At 44.7% G+C, this 19,833-nt stretch carries 9 protein-coding genes; 4 read left to right on the top strand and 5 right to left on the bottom strand.

Going from position 1 to position 19,833, the window contains the following annotated elements:
• Positions 1 to 56: 56 nt before the first annotated feature.
• Positions 57 to 1,457 carry a cytochrome c biogenesis protein gene (locus V7K56_RS27955; protein ID WP_334915806.1) on the bottom strand — a complete coding sequence of 467 codons (1,401 nt, stop codon included), beginning with the start codon at positions 1,455 to 1,457 and terminating at the stop codon, positions 57 to 59.
• 30 nt (positions 1,458 to 1,487) lie between these two features.
• Complete coding sequence (locus V7K56_RS27950; protein ID WP_292782130.1) at positions 1,488 to 2,228, bottom strand: cytochrome c biogenesis protein CcdA; 741 nt, start codon at positions 2,226 to 2,228, stop codon at positions 1,488 to 1,490.
• Positions 2,229 to 2,409: 181 nt separating this feature from the next.
• Between V7K56_RS27950 and V7K56_RS27945 the strand changes: the two genes are divergently transcribed.
• Positions 2,410 to 5,586 carry a protein kinase domain-containing protein gene (locus V7K56_RS27945; protein WP_334915803.1) on the top strand — a complete coding sequence of 1,059 codons (3,177 nt, stop codon included), beginning with the start codon at positions 2,410 to 2,412 and terminating at the stop codon, positions 5,584 to 5,586.
• Positions 5,587 to 5,660: 74 nt separating this feature from the next.
• Positions 5,661 to 8,084 (top strand): glycoside hydrolase family 65 protein, encoded by a 2,424-nt coding sequence (locus V7K56_RS27940; RefSeq protein ID WP_334915801.1) that lies wholly within the window; start codon positions 5,661 to 5,663, stop codon positions 8,082 to 8,084.
• Between the two features lie 373 nt (positions 8,085 to 8,457).
• Here the strand turns inward: V7K56_RS27940 and V7K56_RS27935 are convergent, their stop codons facing one another.
• The gene (locus tag V7K56_RS27935; protein ID WP_334915799.1) at positions 8,458 to 15,054 is read right to left on the bottom strand and encodes a HAMP domain-containing protein; all 6,597 of its coding nucleotides are present in this window, start codon (positions 15,052 to 15,054) and stop codon (positions 8,458 to 8,460) included.
• 315 nt (positions 15,055 to 15,369) lie between these two features.
• Between V7K56_RS27935 and V7K56_RS27930 the strand changes: the two genes are divergently transcribed.
• A complete protein-coding gene (locus V7K56_RS27930) occupies positions 15,370 to 15,555 on the top strand; it encodes a hypothetical protein (RefSeq protein WP_334915797.1) in 186 nt (61 codons plus the stop codon).
• Positions 15,556 to 15,838: 283 nt separating this feature from the next.
• On the opposite strand, the gene V7K56_RS27925 is transcribed toward V7K56_RS27930, so the two are convergent.
• Positions 15,839 to 16,759, bottom strand: coding sequence for an NADP-dependent oxidoreductase (locus V7K56_RS27925; protein ID WP_334915795.1), 921 nt, complete (start codon positions 16,757 to 16,759; stop codon positions 15,839 to 15,841).
• Positions 16,760 to 16,931: 172 nt separating this feature from the next.
• On the opposite strand from V7K56_RS27925, the gene V7K56_RS27920 reads away from it, so the two are divergent.
• Positions 16,932 to 17,615 (top strand): Uma2 family endonuclease, encoded by a 684-nt coding sequence (locus V7K56_RS27920; protein ID WP_334915793.1) that lies wholly within the window; start codon positions 16,932 to 16,934, stop codon positions 17,613 to 17,615.
• A gap of 229 nt (positions 17,616 to 17,844) precedes the next feature.
• Here V7K56_RS27920 and V7K56_RS27915 read toward each other — a convergent pair.
• Positions 17,845 to 19,833: HEAT repeat domain-containing protein (locus tag V7K56_RS27915; RefSeq protein ID WP_334915790.1), on the bottom strand; the 1,989-nt coding region annotated here is incomplete at its 5' end.

Raw genomic sequence — 19,833 nt, 5'->3', positions numbered from 1 at the left:
GGTACGCAAAGTAGTCCTCTGCGTTCCTCTGCAATTTCCTTTGCGTTTTTATACGTCTAAACTTCAATCGCTGTCTCTTTTTCCTCAGCTTTTGGCTGTGAACTCAGCCGATCTAAAATCTCTAAAACTTCTTGTTCAAAAGCAACTTGGGCGCGATTAGTTTTGCCACCCACATACAAGCGATCGCCTTTTTGCAATGCCCAGATTTGCGAGTGAGAAAAGTAACTCATTACCACACCCAGCATGAGCAAGCCAAACCCTGTATAAACAATTGGTATGCCTGGATCGGCTTTAATTTGTAAGCCAGTGCTACCAATGACATCCAGAATTTTCAGCTTCACACCATTAACTTCAGTGAACATCCCCGCGCGGACTGTATCAACAAGTTTCCCAGTGGCATCATAAATTAATACCATCCCTTGTAAGTCTTTCGCTAACAGAGAGACACCCTCACTCAAATCCGGTTTAGTCGGCACCCAGGTTCCCCAAATGCGCCCGTTACCGTTAGTGTTCAATTGCGCCATCGGTAGCTGAAAAACCGGACTGTTGTTAAATTGGACGCGAACACCTGCAATTCCCCAATCAGTTTGATAGAAAGTTACGCCATGATAGCGCAGAGGCTCGTTGACAAAAATCTTCTTGTGGTCAACTTCCTTTCCCTGATTATCCAAGACAGACATATCCGAATAAAATTGATTGATGCCGCCAGATGGTGTGTAGTCAATCCAAAAACGATTGACGCGCACAGACCAATCTTTCGGGACTTGGGCAGCTGCTAAAGGGCCAGCATCGACAATGTTTGTTACTTGAAATGTATCGCCACTAGCAACCATTTCCTGAGCGAGAAACCCAGTCATTGCCCCCCAAATTCCTCCTAGCAAAATCGCAACGATGCCAATATGAACAATAATTGGGCCGATGCGTCCGACTATTCCTTTGCGGGCGTAAAGGAGATTTGCTTTTTCTGGATCTGGAAAAATTTTATAGCGGTATTTCTGTAATATTTCGCTCAGAAAATTCAGGGAACCAGTATCTAGTTCTGTACTCAAAGCTAACTTTTGAAATTGTCGTGGTTCTTCGTAATATTTCCAGCGCTGGGCAGCTTTTAAGGCTGGTAACTGACGCGTAAATGAACAAGCAGTTAAGCTAGTGCCAAATAAGATGAGTAATGCTAGAAACCACCAAGTACGATATACGTGGTCTAATCCAACTACTTGAATTACCTTCCAAGTTAAGAAACCAAATAAAGCTGGATGTTCTGGATAGTTGGCTTGGTAAAATGCGGGTGATTGACCTTGTTCGATGACTGTACCTGTGGAACTAAAGATTGCAATCAATAGCAGTAGTGCGATCGCTAGTCGTAAATTAGTCAGTACAGGCAAAAGCTCTTGGCGTAAGAACTGCCCAGGTATCGCCCACCATTTTAATTCTTTGGACGCCGAATCTTCTAAAGTCATTATGTCTAAAATCTAACAAATGTATTGATATTAAAAACTGCCGAGGGGAATCCGAGAAATTAAGGAAAATACACCGAATCCTACCAACAGCGCCCCACTAACTGGGTTAATCCAACCAGACCAGCGACGCAATTCCAGTAATTTTTTAATTGAAGCTGTAAAAGTACCTGCTAAAATCAATGGCGCTACATAACCTGCTGTATAAGAAAGTAACAAAACAGCACCTAAAATTAAGTCTTGTGTATTGGCAATCCAACCGAGTAAGCTCGCTAAAACAGGCGTGCTACAAGGGGATGCGACTAAGCCGAAAGTCAGTCCCAGCAAATAGGAACGCAACCCTGCTGGCAAATCCGGCGAAATCCAATTTGTTTCACCCAAGGATGGAAATTGTAGAGGCAATGCTTCTAATAAGTTCAGCCCCATGAGAATGGCAATAATGCTGACGATAATCGGCAAACCAATTCCCACTTGACCGTAGACTTTTCCGACAAAACCTGCTAAGATACCCAGCCCTGCTAATGTAGTTGCTAAACCTAAAGCAAACCAAGTTGATTGAGCAGCTGCTTGCAGGCGGCTTTTGGCTTCATAACCGCCGATGTAACCAATGGTAATTGGCAGCATGGAAAGCATACAGGGTGTAAGACTGGTGAGCAAACCAGCTGCAAAGATGATACCAATACTCACCACACTTAGGTGTGTCAGTTGGTTAGAAACGAGGCTGTTGGCAAATTGTTCTAGTTGGTAAATTTGGGTTTGCAAGTTATCAAACATGGGGAGTTTTTGAGCGGGAAATGCTTACTCTGGTTGAATTTTAGCTTACTTTTTGTTTTTAAGTCAGCAGAAATGATTATCCCAACCTGATATTATCTAAATTTCATCTACCCAAGGAAATGTATCTAAAATACAATTAAGCTCGGATTATCCCTAAAGAAGTACGGCTGGAGTATTTGGCATGAGGATTGCATTACCCGGATTTAAAATTGTCACTTTGTTAAAAACAGGGGTAAAAGCAGTCATATACCGTGGAATTAGAGTTAAAGATCAGTGTCCGGTAATTATCAAAGGGCTAAATCCAGAACAGTGTACGCCCAATAATATCGAACAACTCAAACATGAGTATGCGATCGCTCAAAGATTAAATACTGCCGCCGCCCTCATTGTCTACGCCTTGGAGATGGATCAGGGAATCCCTTATTTAATTATGGAGGATTTTCAGGGGCGATCGCTCGACCAGTTTCTAGACCAATTTCAACAGCCTGTACCGTTTTTGAAGATAGCGATTGAAATCACTAGCAAACTTGCCCAAATCCACAGCGATCGCATTGTCCACAAGAATATTAATCCGCAAAATATCTTAGTTAACCTGGAAACTAATCAGGTCAAAATTGCTGATTTTGGAATTGCTGCTTTTATTCCATACCAGGAGCAAATAGTTAGCAGTTCTAGTTGCATTGAAGGCAGTTTACCTTATCTGTCACCCGAGCAAACTGGGCAAATGAATCGAGGAATTGACTATCGTAGCGATTTGTATTCTCTGGGAGTCACCTTTTATGAAATACTCACAGGTCAGCTACCATTTCAAGCCAAAGACCCTTTAGAGTGGGTGCATTGTCATCTGGAAAAATCTCCACTATCTCCAATCAAGCTGAACCCTGATATCCCGCAAATGCTTTGTGACATGATCATGAAATTGCTGTCGAAGGTTGCAGAACAGAGGTATCAGAGTGCTTTTGGTTTACAACTTGATCTAGAACAGTGTTTGCAGCAATTAGAGACAACTGGACAAATTCAATCCTTTGTTTTGGGTCAGCAGGATATCTCAAAACCCTGGCAAAGTTCAGCACGTATTCAATTGATTCAAGAGCAAACCACCCAACAAAAAGCAGAAGTCGAGCGACAACGAGCCAGGTTTTTGGCTCAAGTCAGTGCAACCCTCGCTTCTTCTCTCGATTACAAAAGCACGCTTGCTAGCGTGGCAAACTTGGTTGTGCCTGATTTTGCCGATTGGTGCAGCGTTGATTTGCTGCAAGACAACCTATCAATTAATCGGGTAGCAGTTGCTCACCGAGATCCAGAGAAAGTGAAACTTGGTTGGGAACTTTATCAGGATTATCCGCGAAAGTTGGCTGAATCCGAAGGTGTGCCGAAAGTGCTGCGTACAGGAATTGCTGAAATAGTAACTGAAATTTCAGATGCAGCTTTATTAGAAGGCATCCTAGACGCAGAACATCTAAGAATTGTGCGCGAACTTGGTTTAAAATCCTGTATAATTTGTCCATTGATAGCACGGGAAAGGATTTTTGGTGCAATTTCCTTTTTTACTGCGGAATCAGAACGTCGTTACAGCAAGCCTGACTTGTCGTTAGCAGAAGATGTTACCCATCGAGCGGCGATCGCGATCGATAATGCCCGCCTTTACCAAGAAGCGCAGCAAGCACAAAGAACAGCAGAAAGAGCGTTAGAGCGCATTGCTCGTCTGCAATCGATCACAGCTGCCCTTTCAGAATTACTGACACCAACCCAAGTATCTGAAGTCATTGTAGAGCAGAGCATGGCTGCTTTGGGAGCTAGCTGTGCCCTTGTTGCTTTGTTAAATGAAGCGAAAACTGAATTAGAAATTGTACATGCGGTTGGCTATGACCAAGATTTGATAGATACTTGGCGTCATTTTGCCATCGATTCACTCTCTCCTTTAGCAGAAGCTGTACGGACTGGGCAACCTATTTGGGCTGAACCAATACAAAATCGGGTAAATCGTTACCCACATTTGGCTGAAACTTATGCCAAATACAATTTTGAAGCTTGGATTTCTATTCCATTGATGGTGGAAGGTTGGGCAGTTGGCGGTATAACTTTGGGATTTGCCAAACTCCAACAACTTAGTGGAGAAGATCAAGCGTTTGTCTTGGCTGTTGCTCAACAATGTGCCCAAGCAATCGCTCGCGCTCATCTTTATGAAGCCGAACAAACGGCACGAAGCGCTGCTGAATCAGCAAATCGGATCAAAGATGAATTTTTAGCTGTGCTATCTCATGAATTAAGAACACCACTCAACCCGATTCTGGGTTGGATAAAACTGATGCAAAGCCGCAAGCTCGATCAAGCAACAAGTGATCGCGCCCTAGAAACCATTGAGCGCAATGTCAAGTTGCAAACTCAATTAATTGAAGATTTGCTTGATGTCTCCCGCATCCTTCAGGGTAAACTTCACCTCAACTTCGACCGGATTAATTTGGTATCAGTGATTGAAGCTGCGATCGAAACAGTACGTTTCTCGGCAAAGGCTAAGTCTATCCAGATTCAGACAATTCTCGAATCTGGTGTTGGGGAAGTTTTAGGCGATGCCAATCGATTACAACAAATCATTTGGAATATTCTTTCCAATGCCATTAAGTTTACTCCCATCGGCGGACAGGTAAAAATTAAATTAGGGCAAGTTGACTCACAGATACAAATTCGTGTAACTGATACAGGAAAGGGAATTGCACCTGAGTTTTTACCTTATGTCTTTGATTATTTCCGTCAAGCAGATGGGGCGACAACTCGAAAATTTGGCGGTTTAGGTTTAGGATTAGCGATCGTTCGCCATCTTGTAGAACTTCACGGAGGAACTGTGCAAGCAGAAAGTCTCGGCGAAGGACAAGGAGCAACTTTCACTGTGAGACTTCCATACTTACAGAAAGAAAGCAAAGGAATCAAGGATGCAAAAGATAACTCCTCACTTGGGGCGGCTCAGTCTTCGCCCTTGTCTGGCTTAGAGATTCTGGTGGTGGATGATGATGCAGATATGCGGGAATTTTTGCCCTTCATGCTGGAGCAGTATGGTGCAACTGTTACCGTTGTCGCCTCAGCCATTGAAGCTTTAACAGTATTGACTCAATCCCAGCCAAATTTGATCGTCAGCGATATCGGGATGCCAGAAATGGATGGTTATATGCTGATGCGACAAGTGAGGAGTTTGAAACCAGAACAAGGAGGGACAATTTTGGCGATCGCTTTGACTGCTTATGCTGGTGAGATGGATCGTCAACAAGCGATCACTGCGGGATTTCAACAGCATATTTCTAAGCCTGTAGATCCAGAAGAATTGGTGAAAGCGATCGTATCATTAAACTTGCAAGCAGCTTGAAACGTTGCATCGGCATTAACTCAAACACAACGCAACTTGAAACAGGTGGATGAAGCAACAAATAAGGAAGGACAATGCTACAGCGTGAACCTATAAACCCGCCTAGATACGTTTATCCCCCCGATCCTTGGCGATGGGTCGAAAAGCAGTTCTATCCCCATTTTCTGGCACAGATGGAAACATTGTTTTCTACAGCCAACGGTTATTTGGGAATACGAGGGGTTTTTGAGGAAGGCGCTCCTGTCTGGCAAAATGGCACATTTATTAATGGCTTCTATGAATCCTGGCCCATTGTCTATGCTGAGGAAGCCTATGGCTTCGCTAAGACGGGGCAAACTATCGTAAATGTCACCGACAGCAAAATTATCAAGCTGTACGTTGATGATGAACCGTTCTACCTCCCTACAGCCAATCTACTCAATTTTGAGCGCTCCCTCGATATGCGATGCGGCACTCTCGATCGGGAAATCGTATGGGAAACACCATCTGGTAAGCAAGTTTCTATCCGGTCACGTCGAATTGTTTCATTTGTGCATCGACATCTGGCAGCTATTTCTTATGAAGTGACTCTTCTCAATGCTAAGGCTCCAGTCGTCATCTCCTCAGAAATGCACTATGACCCCACTGCTGCTGCCAGTGAAGGAGATCCTCGCCTCGCTAAGGGTTTCAAAGAGCGTGTACTGTTGCCTCAGCAGCACTACATCAAGGAGCGTCGCATTATCCTGGGCCACATCACCAGAAACAGTCAGATGACCTTGGCGTGCGGCGTTGAGCATTGGTTTGAAACCGAGTGTCCTTACTTCTACAACAGTGATTGTTCAGAAGATGATGGCAAGGTAGTCTTTTGTGTGGATGCTCAACCAGGTGTCCCTATTCGACTGGTCAAGTACATGACTTATCATACCTCCCGCGATTCTCCTACCCAAGAGTTGTGCGAACGAGCCGAACGAACCCTTGATCGCGCCATAAGACATGGTTTCGACGATCTGCTAGCAAGCCAACGACAATACCTGGATGATTTTTGGGATCGTAGTGATGTCAAAATTGACGGCGATCCGACTTACCCTGATGTGACCCCAGAGTTGATGCAGCAAGTGCTGCGCTTTAATCTGTTTCAGATCCTTCAAGCATCAGCCCGAGCCGAAGGAGCAGGTGTCGCATCTAAAGGACTTACAAGCCAAGCCTATGAGGGGCATTACTTCTGGGACATGGAAATCTATGTCATGCCTTTCTTGACTTACACAGCCCCCCGTGTTGCCAAGAATTTGCTAATGTTTCGGTACAGTATCCTGGAGCAGGCGCGACAGCGAGCACGGGAAGTCAACCAAAATGGAGCACTGTTTCCTTGGAGAACGATCAACGGCAAAGAAGCATCTGCCTACTATGCGGCTGGAACAGCTCAATATCATATTGATGCAGATATCGTATATGCCCTGAAAAAGTATGTTGAAGTGACGGGGGATGAGGAATTTCTCTTCAAAGAAGGGGCAGAGATCTTGGTTGAAACGGCTCGGATGTGGTACAGTCTTGGGTTCTTTTCACAGCGAATGGGCGGTCAGTTCTGCATTCATGGTGTCACAGGACCCAATGAGTACAACACTGTGGTAAATAATAACACCTATACCAACTTGATGGCGAGAGAGAACTTGTGGTATGCCGCAAAAACCGTTGAGACTCTGCGCGAACAAAACCCAGATTGGTTTATCGTTCTAGTTGATCAAACCAAACTGGAACTTTCTGAGCTGGAAGACTGGAAGAAGGCGGCGGACAATATTTATCTGCCCTTCGATGAACAATTAGAAATTCACCTCCAGCACGATGGCTTTCTAAATGATGAGGTTTGGGATTTTGAGAATACACCTGCAAGTAAATATCCACTGCTACTACACTTTCATCCCCTAGTAATTTATCGGCATCAGGTGATTAAGCAGGCGGATGTCGTACTGGCAATGTTTTTATTGGGGCATCAGTTTTCACTCCTACAAAAGCGGCGTAACTTTGACTATTACGATCCTTTGACGACGGGAGACTCCTCCCTCTCTGTGTGTATTCAGAGCATTGCGGCAGCAGAAATTGGTTATATGGAAAAGGCGAACGCATATGCCAGGTATGCAGTACTAATGGACTTGGGCGATGTGGCTGGTAATGTGAAAGATGGCTGCCATATTGCTGCTATGGGGGGAACCTGGATGGTGCTGGTTTATGGATTTGGCGGTCTGCGAGATTATAATGGTCGCTTATCTTTCCATCCGAGATTGCCTAAAACTATCAAACGGCTGCAATTTCCCTTAACCATTCGAGGGCAGCGGTTGGAGGTTGATATCAATCACCAATCGGCGACGTATTTGCTACGACAGGGAACACAGTTGGCGATCGAGCATCAAGGCCAAGATATCCATCTTTATGAGGGAGTTCCGGTGTCAGTAGAACTGAAGTCTGTTGTTGAACTTGAGGGAGGACAGATCAAGACAGATTGCCCCAATTCTGATGATGAATAAGGAGAACCCGCAAGCAGTGAATAAATTTGAACAGCTAGTACCGCAGAGCGGAATTCAAAATTCAAAATTCAAAATTAATACAGCGTAAGCATTATAATTCTCAATAAAACAAGGAGTAGGAGAAAACAGTAATACAGAGTATTAAGTTATGTTCTCATTAGGACTACAAGAAGCATTCTTGAATAATTTTATATCGCTGCCCTTTGATGATCGAGCCGCTCGGATTTTTGAAGTCGTTCAACTATAACTTGGACGCAATTTTTGCGGATTTACAAAAACAGCAAGTTGAAAGTAGTTGGGAAATCGTAAAATTGTCGCCAGAGCATAATCTAACAAAACGTTGGAGCGGACGGATAAAAAATACACAGTAGTATCAACGATATAGCCAAACACGCAATAGCGATAGCAATTGCTCAGTATCTACGGGTTTAGTAATGTAGTCTGATGCGCCGGCTTCAATACACTTCTCGCGATCGCCTAGCATGGCTTTAGCAGTCAGTGCAATAATCGGCAAAGACTTAAATCGATCGTTTTGGCGGATTGTACGTGTTGTTTCGTAACCATCCATTTCTGGCATCATTACGTCCATCAAAACAACATCAATATCTGGTGTATTTTCTAACAAGGTAATCCCCTCTCTGCCATTTTCAGCATATATAACCTCTATTTGATAACGCTCCAGCATACTAGTCAGGGCGAAGATATTCCGCATATCGTCGTCTACAATTAGCGCTTTTTTGCCAGTGAGTAAGTAATCTTGTGAATGCAGTTGTTCGAGTATTTGGCGTTTGGGTGCAGGTAAATTTGCTTGGACTCGGTGTAAAAATAATGCTGTTTCATCGAGAAGACGTTCGGGCGATCGCACATCTTTAATGATAATTGTCTCGGCAATCCGTCTGAGTTCTGTTTCTTGAGCTTTGCTAATTTCTCTACCTGTGTAGACAATAATTGGTAAGGTTTTACCGTTAGGTAAAAGCTTTATCTGCTCAATTAGTTCAAACCCGGTCATGTCGGGTAGCCCTAAATCAAGAACTAGGCAATCAAAATGCTGGGTGCGAATAGCTTCTAAAGCTGCTGCACCGTCAGCCACAGCAGTGGTCGAAACATCGCTGTTACCAATCAACTCAACAATACTTAGCCGTTGAGTATCATCATCTTCGACTACCAATAAATTTTTTACTTGGCGCTCAACAAAACCTTTAATTTTAGTCAACGCCTCAGATATTGTTTCGCTGGTTAAGGGCTTTTGCAGATATGCGATCGCACCTAATTGTAAACCGCGCTGTTTTCCTTCTTCAACAGTCATGATATGTACGGGAATGTGACGAGTATTTGGGTCATGTTTGAGACGATCCAATACCGTCCAACCATCCATTTCTGGCAGCCGGATATCGAGCAAAATCGCTGAAGGTAGGAATTGCTGTGCTAGCATCAAACCCGTACTACCAGTTTGGGCAGCGATCACTTTGAATCCTTGCTGTTGCGCCATATCTAGCAGGATACGGGCAAAATTAACGTCATCTTCGACAATTAGTAACACGCGATCGCCTCTTTCAATGGTAGTGCGATCGTCATTTATGAGTGGGGAGTGGGTAGAGACGCGATTAATCGCGTCTGTACTGAGTGAGGAGTGGGGAATGGAGAGTGGTTTGGATATAGACTCAGGACTCAATTGTGGCAAGTAGAATGTAAAGGTGCTACCCTCACCAGGTTGACTGATTAGCTTTATTTCACCGCCGAAGAGACGGGCGATTTCGCGGCTAATTGATAAACCCAATCCGGTACCGCCGTATCTTCGACTGGTAGAGCCATCGGCTTGCTGGAATGCTTCAAAAATCACTTTCTGTTTCTCGGGGACAATGCCAATGCCTGTATCGCTGACTGAGAAAGCAATCACATGCTGGGCACGATTTAAAGTTTCGTTGTCGTTGCTCCACCCTAGCTTGGCCACCGCAATCCGTAAGCGTACCTCCCCTTGCTCTGTAAATTTAAAAGCGTTGGAGAGGAGATTTTTTAACACCTGTTGTATGCGTTTAACATCTGTATAGATGGTGAGTGGCAATTCGGGAGTAAATTCAATTGCGAAACCAAGTCCTTTACTGTGAGCGATTTGTCGAAAGGTGCGCTCAATCTGTTCGCCCAAGTCTGTCAATGGCATTTGGGTCATGTCAATGGACATGGTTCCAGATTCAATTTTAGCGAGATCCAGAATGTCATTGATTAAGGTTAACAAGTCAGTACCAGCTGAGTAAATTGTCTGGCTGTATTCGACTTGCTTGGCGGTAAGGTTGCGATCTATATTATCTGTTAGTAATTTCGCCAAAATTAACAAGCTGTTTAGCGGTGTCCGCAGTTCATGGGACATATTGGCGAGAAATTCTGATTTGTATTTTGAGGAAAGAGCTAATTGTTCGGCTTTATCTTCTAAAGACAGTCTTGCTTGTTCAATTTCTTGATTTTTGTGCTCAACTTCTTTCTTCTGCATCGCCAACAACTCTGCTTTTTCTTCTAATTCGGCGTTGGTTTGTTGCAGTTCCTCTTGCTGTCCTTTGAGTAAATCCTCAGAAGTTTTGAGTGATTGAGCTTGTTGTTCTAAGCGCTTGTTGGTTTCGCGGAGTTCGCTTTGCTGGGTTTGCAGTTCTTCAGCCAAAGATTGCGATTGCTTGAGTAATTCTTCAGTTCGCATCGAGGCGGCGATCGTGTTGAGAACGATCGCGATACTTTCGGTAAGCTGGTCGAAGAATGTCAGATGAATTTCGCTAAAGCGGCGGAAGGATGCTAATTCAATCACTGCTGTCACCTGTCCTTCAAAAAGTACAGGTAACACCACAGCATTAAGTGGCGTGCTTTCTCCTAACCCAGAGGAAATTCTCACATAATCGCTGGGCACTTCCGTCAACAGAATTCGCTCTTTTTCTAAAGCGCATTGTCCCACCAAGCCTTCACCCAAGTGGAAGCGGTTAGCTAGATGTCTGCGTTCACGGTAAGCGTAGCTACTGATTAGTTTCAAACACGGTGTATGTTCAACAAAATCCATTAAGAAAAATACACCGTGTTGCGCTCCTACTAAGGGTGCGAGTTCTGAGAGAATCAGTTTAGATACGGTTTCCAAATCTCGCTGACCTTGGAGCATTCGGGTAAACTTGGCTAAGTTTGTTTTCAACCAATCTTGTTCAGTGTTTTTCTGCGTTGTTTCTCGCAGATTGGCAATCATCTGGTTGATGTTGTCTTTGAGTATCGCTACTTCTCCTAGTGCTTCGACGGCAATTGAACGAGTTAAATCACCTTTAGTTACAGCTGTAGCAACTTCGGCGATCGCTCGCAACTGAGTTGTCAGTGTCGCAGCAAGTTCGTTCACATTATCCGTCAAATCTTTCCAAGTTCCAGCCGCCCCAGGTACTCTCGCTTGTCCGCCTAACTTCCCTTCAATTCCCACTTCCCGCGCTACTGTGGTTACTTGATTGGCAAATGTTGCTAGAGTATCAATCATCTCGTTGATTGTCTCTGCCAAAGTTTCAATTTCTCCCTTGGCATCTAACATCAGTTTGCGTTTCAAGTCACCGTTAGCAACGGCGGTTACAACTCTGGCGATACCGCGTACTTGTGCCGTTAAGTTCCCCGCCATCGAGTTAACGTTATCTGTTAAATCTTTCCAAGTCCCTGCCACACCTTGGACTTGTGCTTGTCCGCCTAACTTCCCTTCAGTTCCCACTTCCCGCGCCACCCGCGTTACTTCTGATGCAAAGGAACTAAGTTGATCCACCATTGTGTTGGTGGTGTTCTTCAAGTCCAAAATTTCCCCTCTAGCATCAACGGTAATTTTCTTAGATAAGTCGCCATTTGCTACCGCCTTGGTAACTTCAGCGATGTTGCGAACTTGTCCGGTAAGGTTCTCTGCCATCGAGTTAACATTATCTGTTAAATCTTTCCAAGTTCCAGCCACTCCTCTAACGTAAGCTTGTACGCCTAATTTCCCTTCAGTTCCCACCTCACGGGCAACCCTGGTAACTTCCGATGCAAAGGAATTTAGCTGATCCACCATTGTATTAATGGTGTTTTTTAGTTCCTGAATTTCACCTTTGACATCGACGGTAATTTTTTTAGATAAGTCGCCGTTTGCTACTGCTGTGGTAACTTCGGCAATGTTCCGCACTTGTGCCGTCAAGCTTCCCGCCATGAAGTTTACACTGTCAGTTAAATCTTTCCAAGTTCCGGCTACACCTTTAACTTCTGCTTGTACGCCCAGCTTACCTTCAGTTCCCACTTCACGCGCCACCCGCGTTACTTCGCTTACAAAGGAATTGAGTTGATCTACCATCGTGTTGACGGTGTTTTTCAACTCTAAAATTTCCCCTTTGACATCAACGGAGATTTTTTTAGATAAGTCGCCATTAGCTACAGCTGTGGTGACGGCGGCAATGTTTCGTACCTGCGCCGTTAAGCTTCCCGCCATGAAGTTGACGCTATCGGTTAAATCTTTCCAAGTGCCAGCTACGCCGCGCACATCTGCTTGGACGCCTAATTTACCCTCACTTCCCACCTCACGGGCAACCCGCGTTACTTCACTTGCAAAGGAATTGAGTTGATCCACCATGATATTGATGGTATTCTTGAGTTCTAAAATTTCGCCTTTGACAGCAACAGTAATTTTCTTAGATAAATCACCATTGGCGATCGCAGTTGTCACTTCCGCAATGTTCCGCACCTGTGCTGTCAAGCTTCCCGCCATGAAATTTACGCTGTCTGTCAAGTCTTTCCAAGTACCAGCAACGTCTTTCACTTCTGCTTGCACGCCCAATTTACCTTCAGTTCCCACCTCACGCGCGACTCGCGTCACTTCCGATGCAAAGGAACTGAGTTGATCCACCATCGTGTTGATAGTATTTTTCAACTCCAGAATTTCACCTTTGACATCAACGGTGATTTTCTTAGATAAATCGCCTGTTGCAACCGCTGTAGTTACTTCCGCAATATTCCGCACCTGTGCTGTCAAACTTCCCGCCATGAAGTTTACGCTATCGGTTAAATCCTTCCAAGTGCCAGCTACGCCGCGCACTTCTGCTTGCACGCCCAGTTTACCTTCACTTCCCACCTCACGGGCAACTCTTGTTACTTCTGATGCAAAAGAATTGAGTTGATCCACCATTGTGTTAATTGTATTTTTAAGTTCTAAAATTTCACCTCTGACATCGACGGTGATTTTCTTAGATAAATCCCCTGTTGCCACTGCCGTAGTTACTTCGGCAATATTCCGCACCTGTGCCGTTAAACTTCCCGCCATGAAGTTTACGCTGTCAGTCAAATCTTTCCAAGTGCCAGCCACACCCTTGACATCGGCTTGTACGCCCAGTTTACCTTCACTGCCCACTTCACGAGCAACTCTTGTGACTTCACTTGCAAAAGAACTGAGTTGATCCACCATGATATTGATGGTATTCTTCAGTTCGAGAATTTCACCTTTAACATCAACAGTGATTTTCTTAGATAAATCGCCATTGGCGATCGCAGTTGCAACTTCAGCAATATTCCGCACCTGTCCGGTGAGATTACCTGCCATTAAGTTAACGTTATCAGTTAAATCTTTCCAAGTTCCCGCTACTCCCCGGACTTCTGCTTGTACGCCCAACTTCCCTTCAGTTCCTACTTCCCGCGCCACTCTTGTGACTTCACTTGCAAAGGAATTCAGTTGATCCACCATTGTGTTGATGGTGTTTTTCAACTCCAGAATTTCGCCTTTGACATCGACGGTGATTTTTTTAGATAAATCGCCTGTTGCAACCGCCGTAGTCACTTCGGCAATATTCCGCACCTGTGCCGTCAAACTTCCCGCCATGAAGTTTACACTATCGGTCAAGTCTTTCCACGTACCCGCTACCCCACGCACTTCTGCTTGACCGCCCAATTTACCTTCTGCACCCACCTCACGCGCAACTCTTGTTACTTCCGATGCAAAAGAATTCAGTTGATCCACCATGATGTTGACGGTATTTTTCAACTCTAAAATTTCGCCTTTGACATCTACAGTGATTTTCTTAGAAAGGTCGCCATTCGCTACCGCCGTTGTTACTTCCGCAATATTACGGACTTGGGCTGTAAGATTACCTGCCATCAAGTTAACATTGTCTGTTAAATCCTTCCAAGTTCCGGCGACACCTTTAACTTCTGCTTGTACGCCCAACTTCCCTTCAGTTCCCACTTCACGGGCAACTCGCGTTACTTCCGATGCAAAAGAATTAAGCTGATCCACCATCGTGTTGACGGTGTTCTTTAGTTCGAGAATTTCGCCTTTCACATTAACAGTGATTTTTTTCGATAAGTCACCATTGGCGATCGCAGTCGCAACTTCGGCAATGTTGCGAACTTGTCCGGTGAGATTACCCGCCATCAAGTTAACGTTATCAGTCAAATCTTTCCAAGTGCCAGCCACACCCTGCACTTCGGCTTGGACACCCAACTTACCTTCGGTTCCCACCTCACGCGCAACCCGCGTTACTTCCGATGCAAAAGAACCGAGCCGCTCTACCATCGTGTTGACAATATTAGCAGTTTGGAGAAACTCACCTTGCAGAGGTCTGCCATCAATTTCTGTAGCGATCGTTTGGGATAAGTCACCATTGGCGACTGATCGAATTACCCGCGTAGTTTCAGCTGTTGGTTGAACTAAATCTGTAATTAAAGTATTGACAGAAGTAATACAATCTGACCAAGAACCACGAACATCTCCGAGAAAGGCGCGATCAGCAATTTTGCCTTCTTTGCCAACAACGTTACCAATCCGTTGTAGTTCTGCCGCCATCTGCTGATTTTGATCGATTATACCATTGAGCGTATCAGCGATTTTTCCTGCTACACCAGTATAGTCTATGGGCATCCGAGCCGAGAAGTCACCCTGTTTAACAGCATTCAGCGTTCTTAACAGCTGATTTAAATCGAGATTGTCGCTGTCTCTAGTTAACTGTTCGGTTGCCATAACCTTATCCTTAATCTTGATTCTTGAAAAATTTTTTGTATTTTTTGCACCCCGTACTTATTTAGAGTACTTTTAGCCAATGCGTATCACAATAGAGAGCGGGAATAAAAAGTGAATCAAACTAATTTTTATGGGTGCGAGTGTAAGCAGTTGATCAAGACTGCTAATTAAGTGGTATCGCCATTGATGTATAGCAGGAGGCAGGAGGTAGAACTATTATTTTTAGCATTTACGCTTGTCATTATGTCCTAATCTATGTGATTACGGCTATATCTGGCATCCCACTTAGCCAATGATAGCGAGTTGGCGTTTGTTATGCAGCATCAATTGTCGGTGATGCCTAACTTGGGCGAGGGTGTAGAGCAAAAAGAGCAACGAACTTTTGTCGCACGGGTGGGTCATATCGTGTCCGATGAAAGACTTATCATTAAGACTGCAAGGGAGCAGGGGGCAGAGGGAGAAAGAGTTTTCTTTCTTTTTGCACAGATGCGGGAATTATAACTAATTAGGCGGACATGATATCAATATCCCGAAGTGGTGCAACAAGTTCATAGGGCAGCCATTAACTAAGGATTATCAATTTATACCTTTGAAACAAAATTTATCAATTTTCAGTTTATTCTTGATTACTGTCAGCTAAAGCAGCATCTCTTGAGATGACGTGGGGCGAAACTGACTACACGCAAGCAAAGGGAAACCACGCAACGTGATCAGAAAGTCGCTGTCTCGCCCTCACGTCCATTGAATTATTGGGTTGCGCTGTTATTTTCGCCACCTTTCAAAGCTATGCCTCGACTTGCAACACAATCTTGCCCCGCGTGCGACCGCCTTCGGAAAGTTGAAGTGCCTTTTTCACTTCTGCGAGTGGCAAGACGGTTGAAACGTGAGCTTTTAATCGTCCTTCGTCAACCAATTCGCTAATCGCGGTTAATTCTTCCGCGTTCGGCTTGCAAAAAACCCGCGCGGTTTTAATGCCGAATTCCCGCGCTTTTTCTTCAGACGGAAATTCCACCGCCGTCACCAGAAAGCCGTCTTTTTTTAAAGTTTGAAACGCTCTTTCAAAAGTGTCGCCGCCGACCGTATCGAAGACGACATCAACATCTTTAACGACATCCTCGAAGTTTTGCTTCGTGTAATCAACGAACTCATCCGCGCCCAAATCCCTGACGAAATCTTCATTGCGTCCCGAAGCCATACCGATCACGTATGTGTCTTTTGCTTTGGCGAGTTGGACAGCCAGCGAGCCGACTCCGCCCGATGCGCCAGTGATAAAAATTCTTTGTCCGCTCGTGAGATTGGCTAAATCGAAAATTGCCTGCCACGCGGTCAACGCACCGAGCGGAATCGCTGCTGCATTCTGGAAATCGAGGCTTTGCGGTTTGGGCACGATGTCGCCCTTTTTGGCGATCGCGTATTCGGCGAAACCTCCAGAAGTGATGATGCCGTAGACTGCATCACCTTCTTTGAAATCTTTGACATCACCACCAATCTTTTCAACTGTTCCGGCAATCTCGCCGCCAAGCATAATGGGTAATTTCAGCCCAAACCTTTCGCCCGCACCGTTGCGGATTTTCCAGTCAACCGGATTGACCCCCGCGGCGTGAACTCTCACCAGAACTTCGTTTGCCGTCGGCTCTGGGCGCTCAATATCGGTGTAATTCACAACGTCTTCATTGCCGTATTCATTAATTACTGTTGCTTTCATTTTTTCTCCTATCAAATGATATTTTAACCAAGCGGTGTCTAAGCTCATGATGACGATTAAGATTACATTTTATGATTTTTAAAATTTGAGGAAAGCAGTAAATCAAGAATTCTTAACTGATAACTGAGGTTTGCTAAAGTCAGAAGTATCCGGCAACTCCAAAGATTGGCAAATGGTTAAAGAGTACTCACCCCAGAGACATCTGCCTCCGCTTGAAAGTGGCGATCGCCTAACTCGCCCTGAATTTGAACGGCGTTATGCGGCTGCACCCCATATCAAGAAAGCAGAACTGATTGAAGGAATCGTTTACGTGGCATCTCCCTTAAGACATGAGCAACATGGCAAACCCCACAGTCGCGTTATGACTTGGTTAGGTGTCTACCAATCACTGACTCCTGGCGTTGACTTAAGCGTTGAACCAACAGTCAGACTAGATTTAGACAATGAACCGCAGCCAGATGCAGCGTTGTTTATTGAACCAGACGCAGGCGGACAAACCCGTTTAAGCAGCGACGGTTATATTGAAGGATCTCCCGAATTGATTGTTGAAATTGCAGCGAGTAGTGCTGCTATTGATACAGGCAGCAAAAAGCAGGTTTATCGCCGTAATGGGGTGTTGGAGTACGTAATCTGGCAATCTTACGAGAATCAAATTGAATGGTTTTGCCTAATTGATGGCGACTATCGATTGCTATCTCCGGGTGCAGATGGAATTATTCGCTCTGGGGTGTTTCCGGGTTTGTGGTTAGCGGTGGAGGCGCTGTTAAACAATCAGATGGTGCGGGTGTTGGAGGTGGTGCAAGCGGGGTTGAAGTCACCGGAACATAATGCGTTTGTGCAGCAGTTGCAGAAATAGGAATAAAATGTACTTTAGTTTTACCCCACCCTAACCCTCCCCTTGTAAAGGGGAGGGAACTAGATTTGTTTTTCCCCCCTTTCCAAGGGGGGATTAAGGGGGGTAATTTGACTTGTGTATACACGGTAGACTTTTTAAGAGGGATTTAGTGGGATCTAAAACGTTTTGCTACCGACCAAAGAACTTTTAAAACATCTTCTTAAAGTGAAACAGGAATAGGAGGGTACTTCTACATAGGTTCATTCCAAGCCCTAATCGCTTCAATCGGAATCCCAGCAGGAGCAAATAAAATTTTTATAGTCTCAATACCTGCTGCTGTCACTGCTCTTTGCAAACGTACTTTGAGCGTTGGATTATTTTTGATAACTTGTTCAATCGCTTGCCTATTTTTAAGTACTGGATGACTCTCAACAGCTTGAGCAACAATAGGTTGAGCATCGATTACAGTCGGTTTATCCTGCTCCATTTTCTCAAGCAACTGCTCAAGCACAGTTTTTAATTTAGCAATATCTTCTGTAGACGCATAATTGTTTTGAGTGCCAATGTTATCACCTTGGATATTTCCTGTAACACTGCCTGTGATATTGCTAAAGTTAGCACTTGTGAAATCATTGTTATAAGTTTGTGACATATTGAATGTTTGATTAAATGTGTTTACAGAACTGGTTGAAGGAGCGGCGTTGTTTGTTTCCTCATTCAAGATAGAATAACGAATTTCATGGTTATAAAATTTGCACCGCTCTTGAATTTTAGAAATTGCATCGCTTTTATCCCATGATGGTGTTTTTAACTGTAACTCCCATATCTGACACAAAACTTCAGAGCCAGCAATTTTTCCTAACGCCTCTGCGGCACTCCTACGAACAAAGGAATCTTCATCCTGCAAAGCATGAATTAAGGCAGATACCGCTTCTTGGTTGCCGATTTTTCCTAAGGCCTCTGCGGCACTACTACGAACAGAGGAATCTTCATCCTGCAAAGCATTAATTAAGGCAGATACCGCTTCTTGGTTGCCGATTTTTCCTAAGGCCTCTGCGGCACTCCTACGAACAGAGGAATCTTCATCCTGCAAAGCATTAATTAAGGCAGATACCGCTTCTTGGTTGCCGATTTCTCCTAACGCTAGTGCGGCACTCCAACGAACAGAGGAATCTTCATCCTGCAAAGCATTAATTAAGGCAGATACCGCTTCTTGGTTGCCGATTTTTCCTAACGCTTGTGCGGCTCTCCAACGAACATCGGAATCTTCATCCTGCAAAGCATTAATTAAGGCAGATACCGCTTCTTGGTTGCCGATTTTTCCTAACGCTTGTGCGGCTCTCCAACAAACATCGTAATTTTCATCCTGCAAAGCATTAATTAAGGCAGATACCGCTTCTTGGTTGCCGATTTCTCCTAACGCCTCTGCGGCACTCCTACGAACAGAGGAATCTTCATCCTGCAAAGCATTAATTAAGGCAGATACCGCTTCTTGGTTGCCGATTTCTCCTAACGCTTGTGCGGCTCTCCTACGAACAGAGGAATCTTCATCCTGCAAAGCATGAATTAAGGCAGATACCGCTTCTTGGTTGCCGATTTTTCCTAACGCCTCTGCGGCTCTCCTACGAACAGAGGAATCTTCATCCTGCAAAGCATTAATTAAGGCAGATACCGCTTCTTGGTTGCCGATTTCTCCTAACGCTAGTGCGGCTCTCCTACGAACAGAGGAATCTTCATCCTGCAAAGCATTAATTAAGGCAGATACCGCTTCTTGGTTGCCGATTTCTCCTAACGCCTCTGCGGCACTCCAACGAACAAAGGAATCTTCATGCTGCAAAGCATGAATTAAGGCAGATACCGCTTCTTGGTTGCCGATTTTTCCTAACGCCTTTGTGGCTCTCCAACGAACACCGTAATCTTCATGCTGCAAAGCATTAATTAAGGCAGATACCGCTTCTTGGTTGCCGATTTCTCCTAACGCTTGTGCGGCACTCCAACGAACACCGTAATCTTCATCCTGCAAAGCATGAATTAAGGCAGATACCGCTTCTTGGTTGCCGATTTCTCCTAACGCTTGTGCGGCACTCCAACGAACAGAGGAATCTTTATCCTGCAAAGCATTAATTAAGGCAGATACCGCTTCTTTGCCGATTTCTCCTAACGCTTGTGCGGCACTCCAACGAACAGAGGAATCTTTATCCTGCAAAGCATTAATTAAGGCAGATACCGCTTCTTTGCC

This window comes from Nostoc sp. (genome assembly GCF_036917535.1).
Taxonomy (GTDB): Bacteria; Cyanobacteriota; Cyanobacteriia; order Cyanobacteriales; family Nostocaceae; genus Nostoc.
This window is presented reverse-complemented; position numbering and strand designations above follow the sequence as displayed.

Coding starts and splice junctions, on each gene's coding strand:
- V7K56_RS27955 (WP_334915806.1), bottom strand. CDS start 1,457: ATGACTTTAGAAGATTCGGCGTCCAAAGAATTAAAATGGTGGGCGATA.
- V7K56_RS27950 (WP_292782130.1), bottom strand. CDS start 2,228: ATGTTTGATAACTTGCAAACCCAAATTTACCAACTAGAACAATTTGCC.
- V7K56_RS27945 (WP_334915803.1), top strand. CDS start 2,410: ATGAGGATTGCATTACCCGGATTTAAAATTGTCACTTTGTTAAAAACA.
- V7K56_RS27940 (WP_334915801.1), top strand. CDS start 5,661: ATGCTACAGCGTGAACCTATAAACCCGCCTAGATACGTTTATCCCCCC.
- V7K56_RS27935 (WP_334915799.1), bottom strand. CDS start 15,054: ATGGCAACCGAACAGTTAACTAGAGACAGCGACAATCTCGATTTAAAT.
- V7K56_RS27930 (WP_334915797.1), top strand. CDS start 15,370: ATGCAGCATCAATTGTCGGTGATGCCTAACTTGGGCGAGGGTGTAGAG.
- V7K56_RS27925 (WP_334915795.1), bottom strand. CDS start 16,759: ATGAAAGCAACAGTAATTAATGAATACGGCAATGAAGACGTTGTGAAT.
- V7K56_RS27920 (WP_334915793.1), top strand. CDS start 16,932: ATGGTTAAAGAGTACTCACCCCAGAGACATCTGCCTCCGCTTGAAAGT.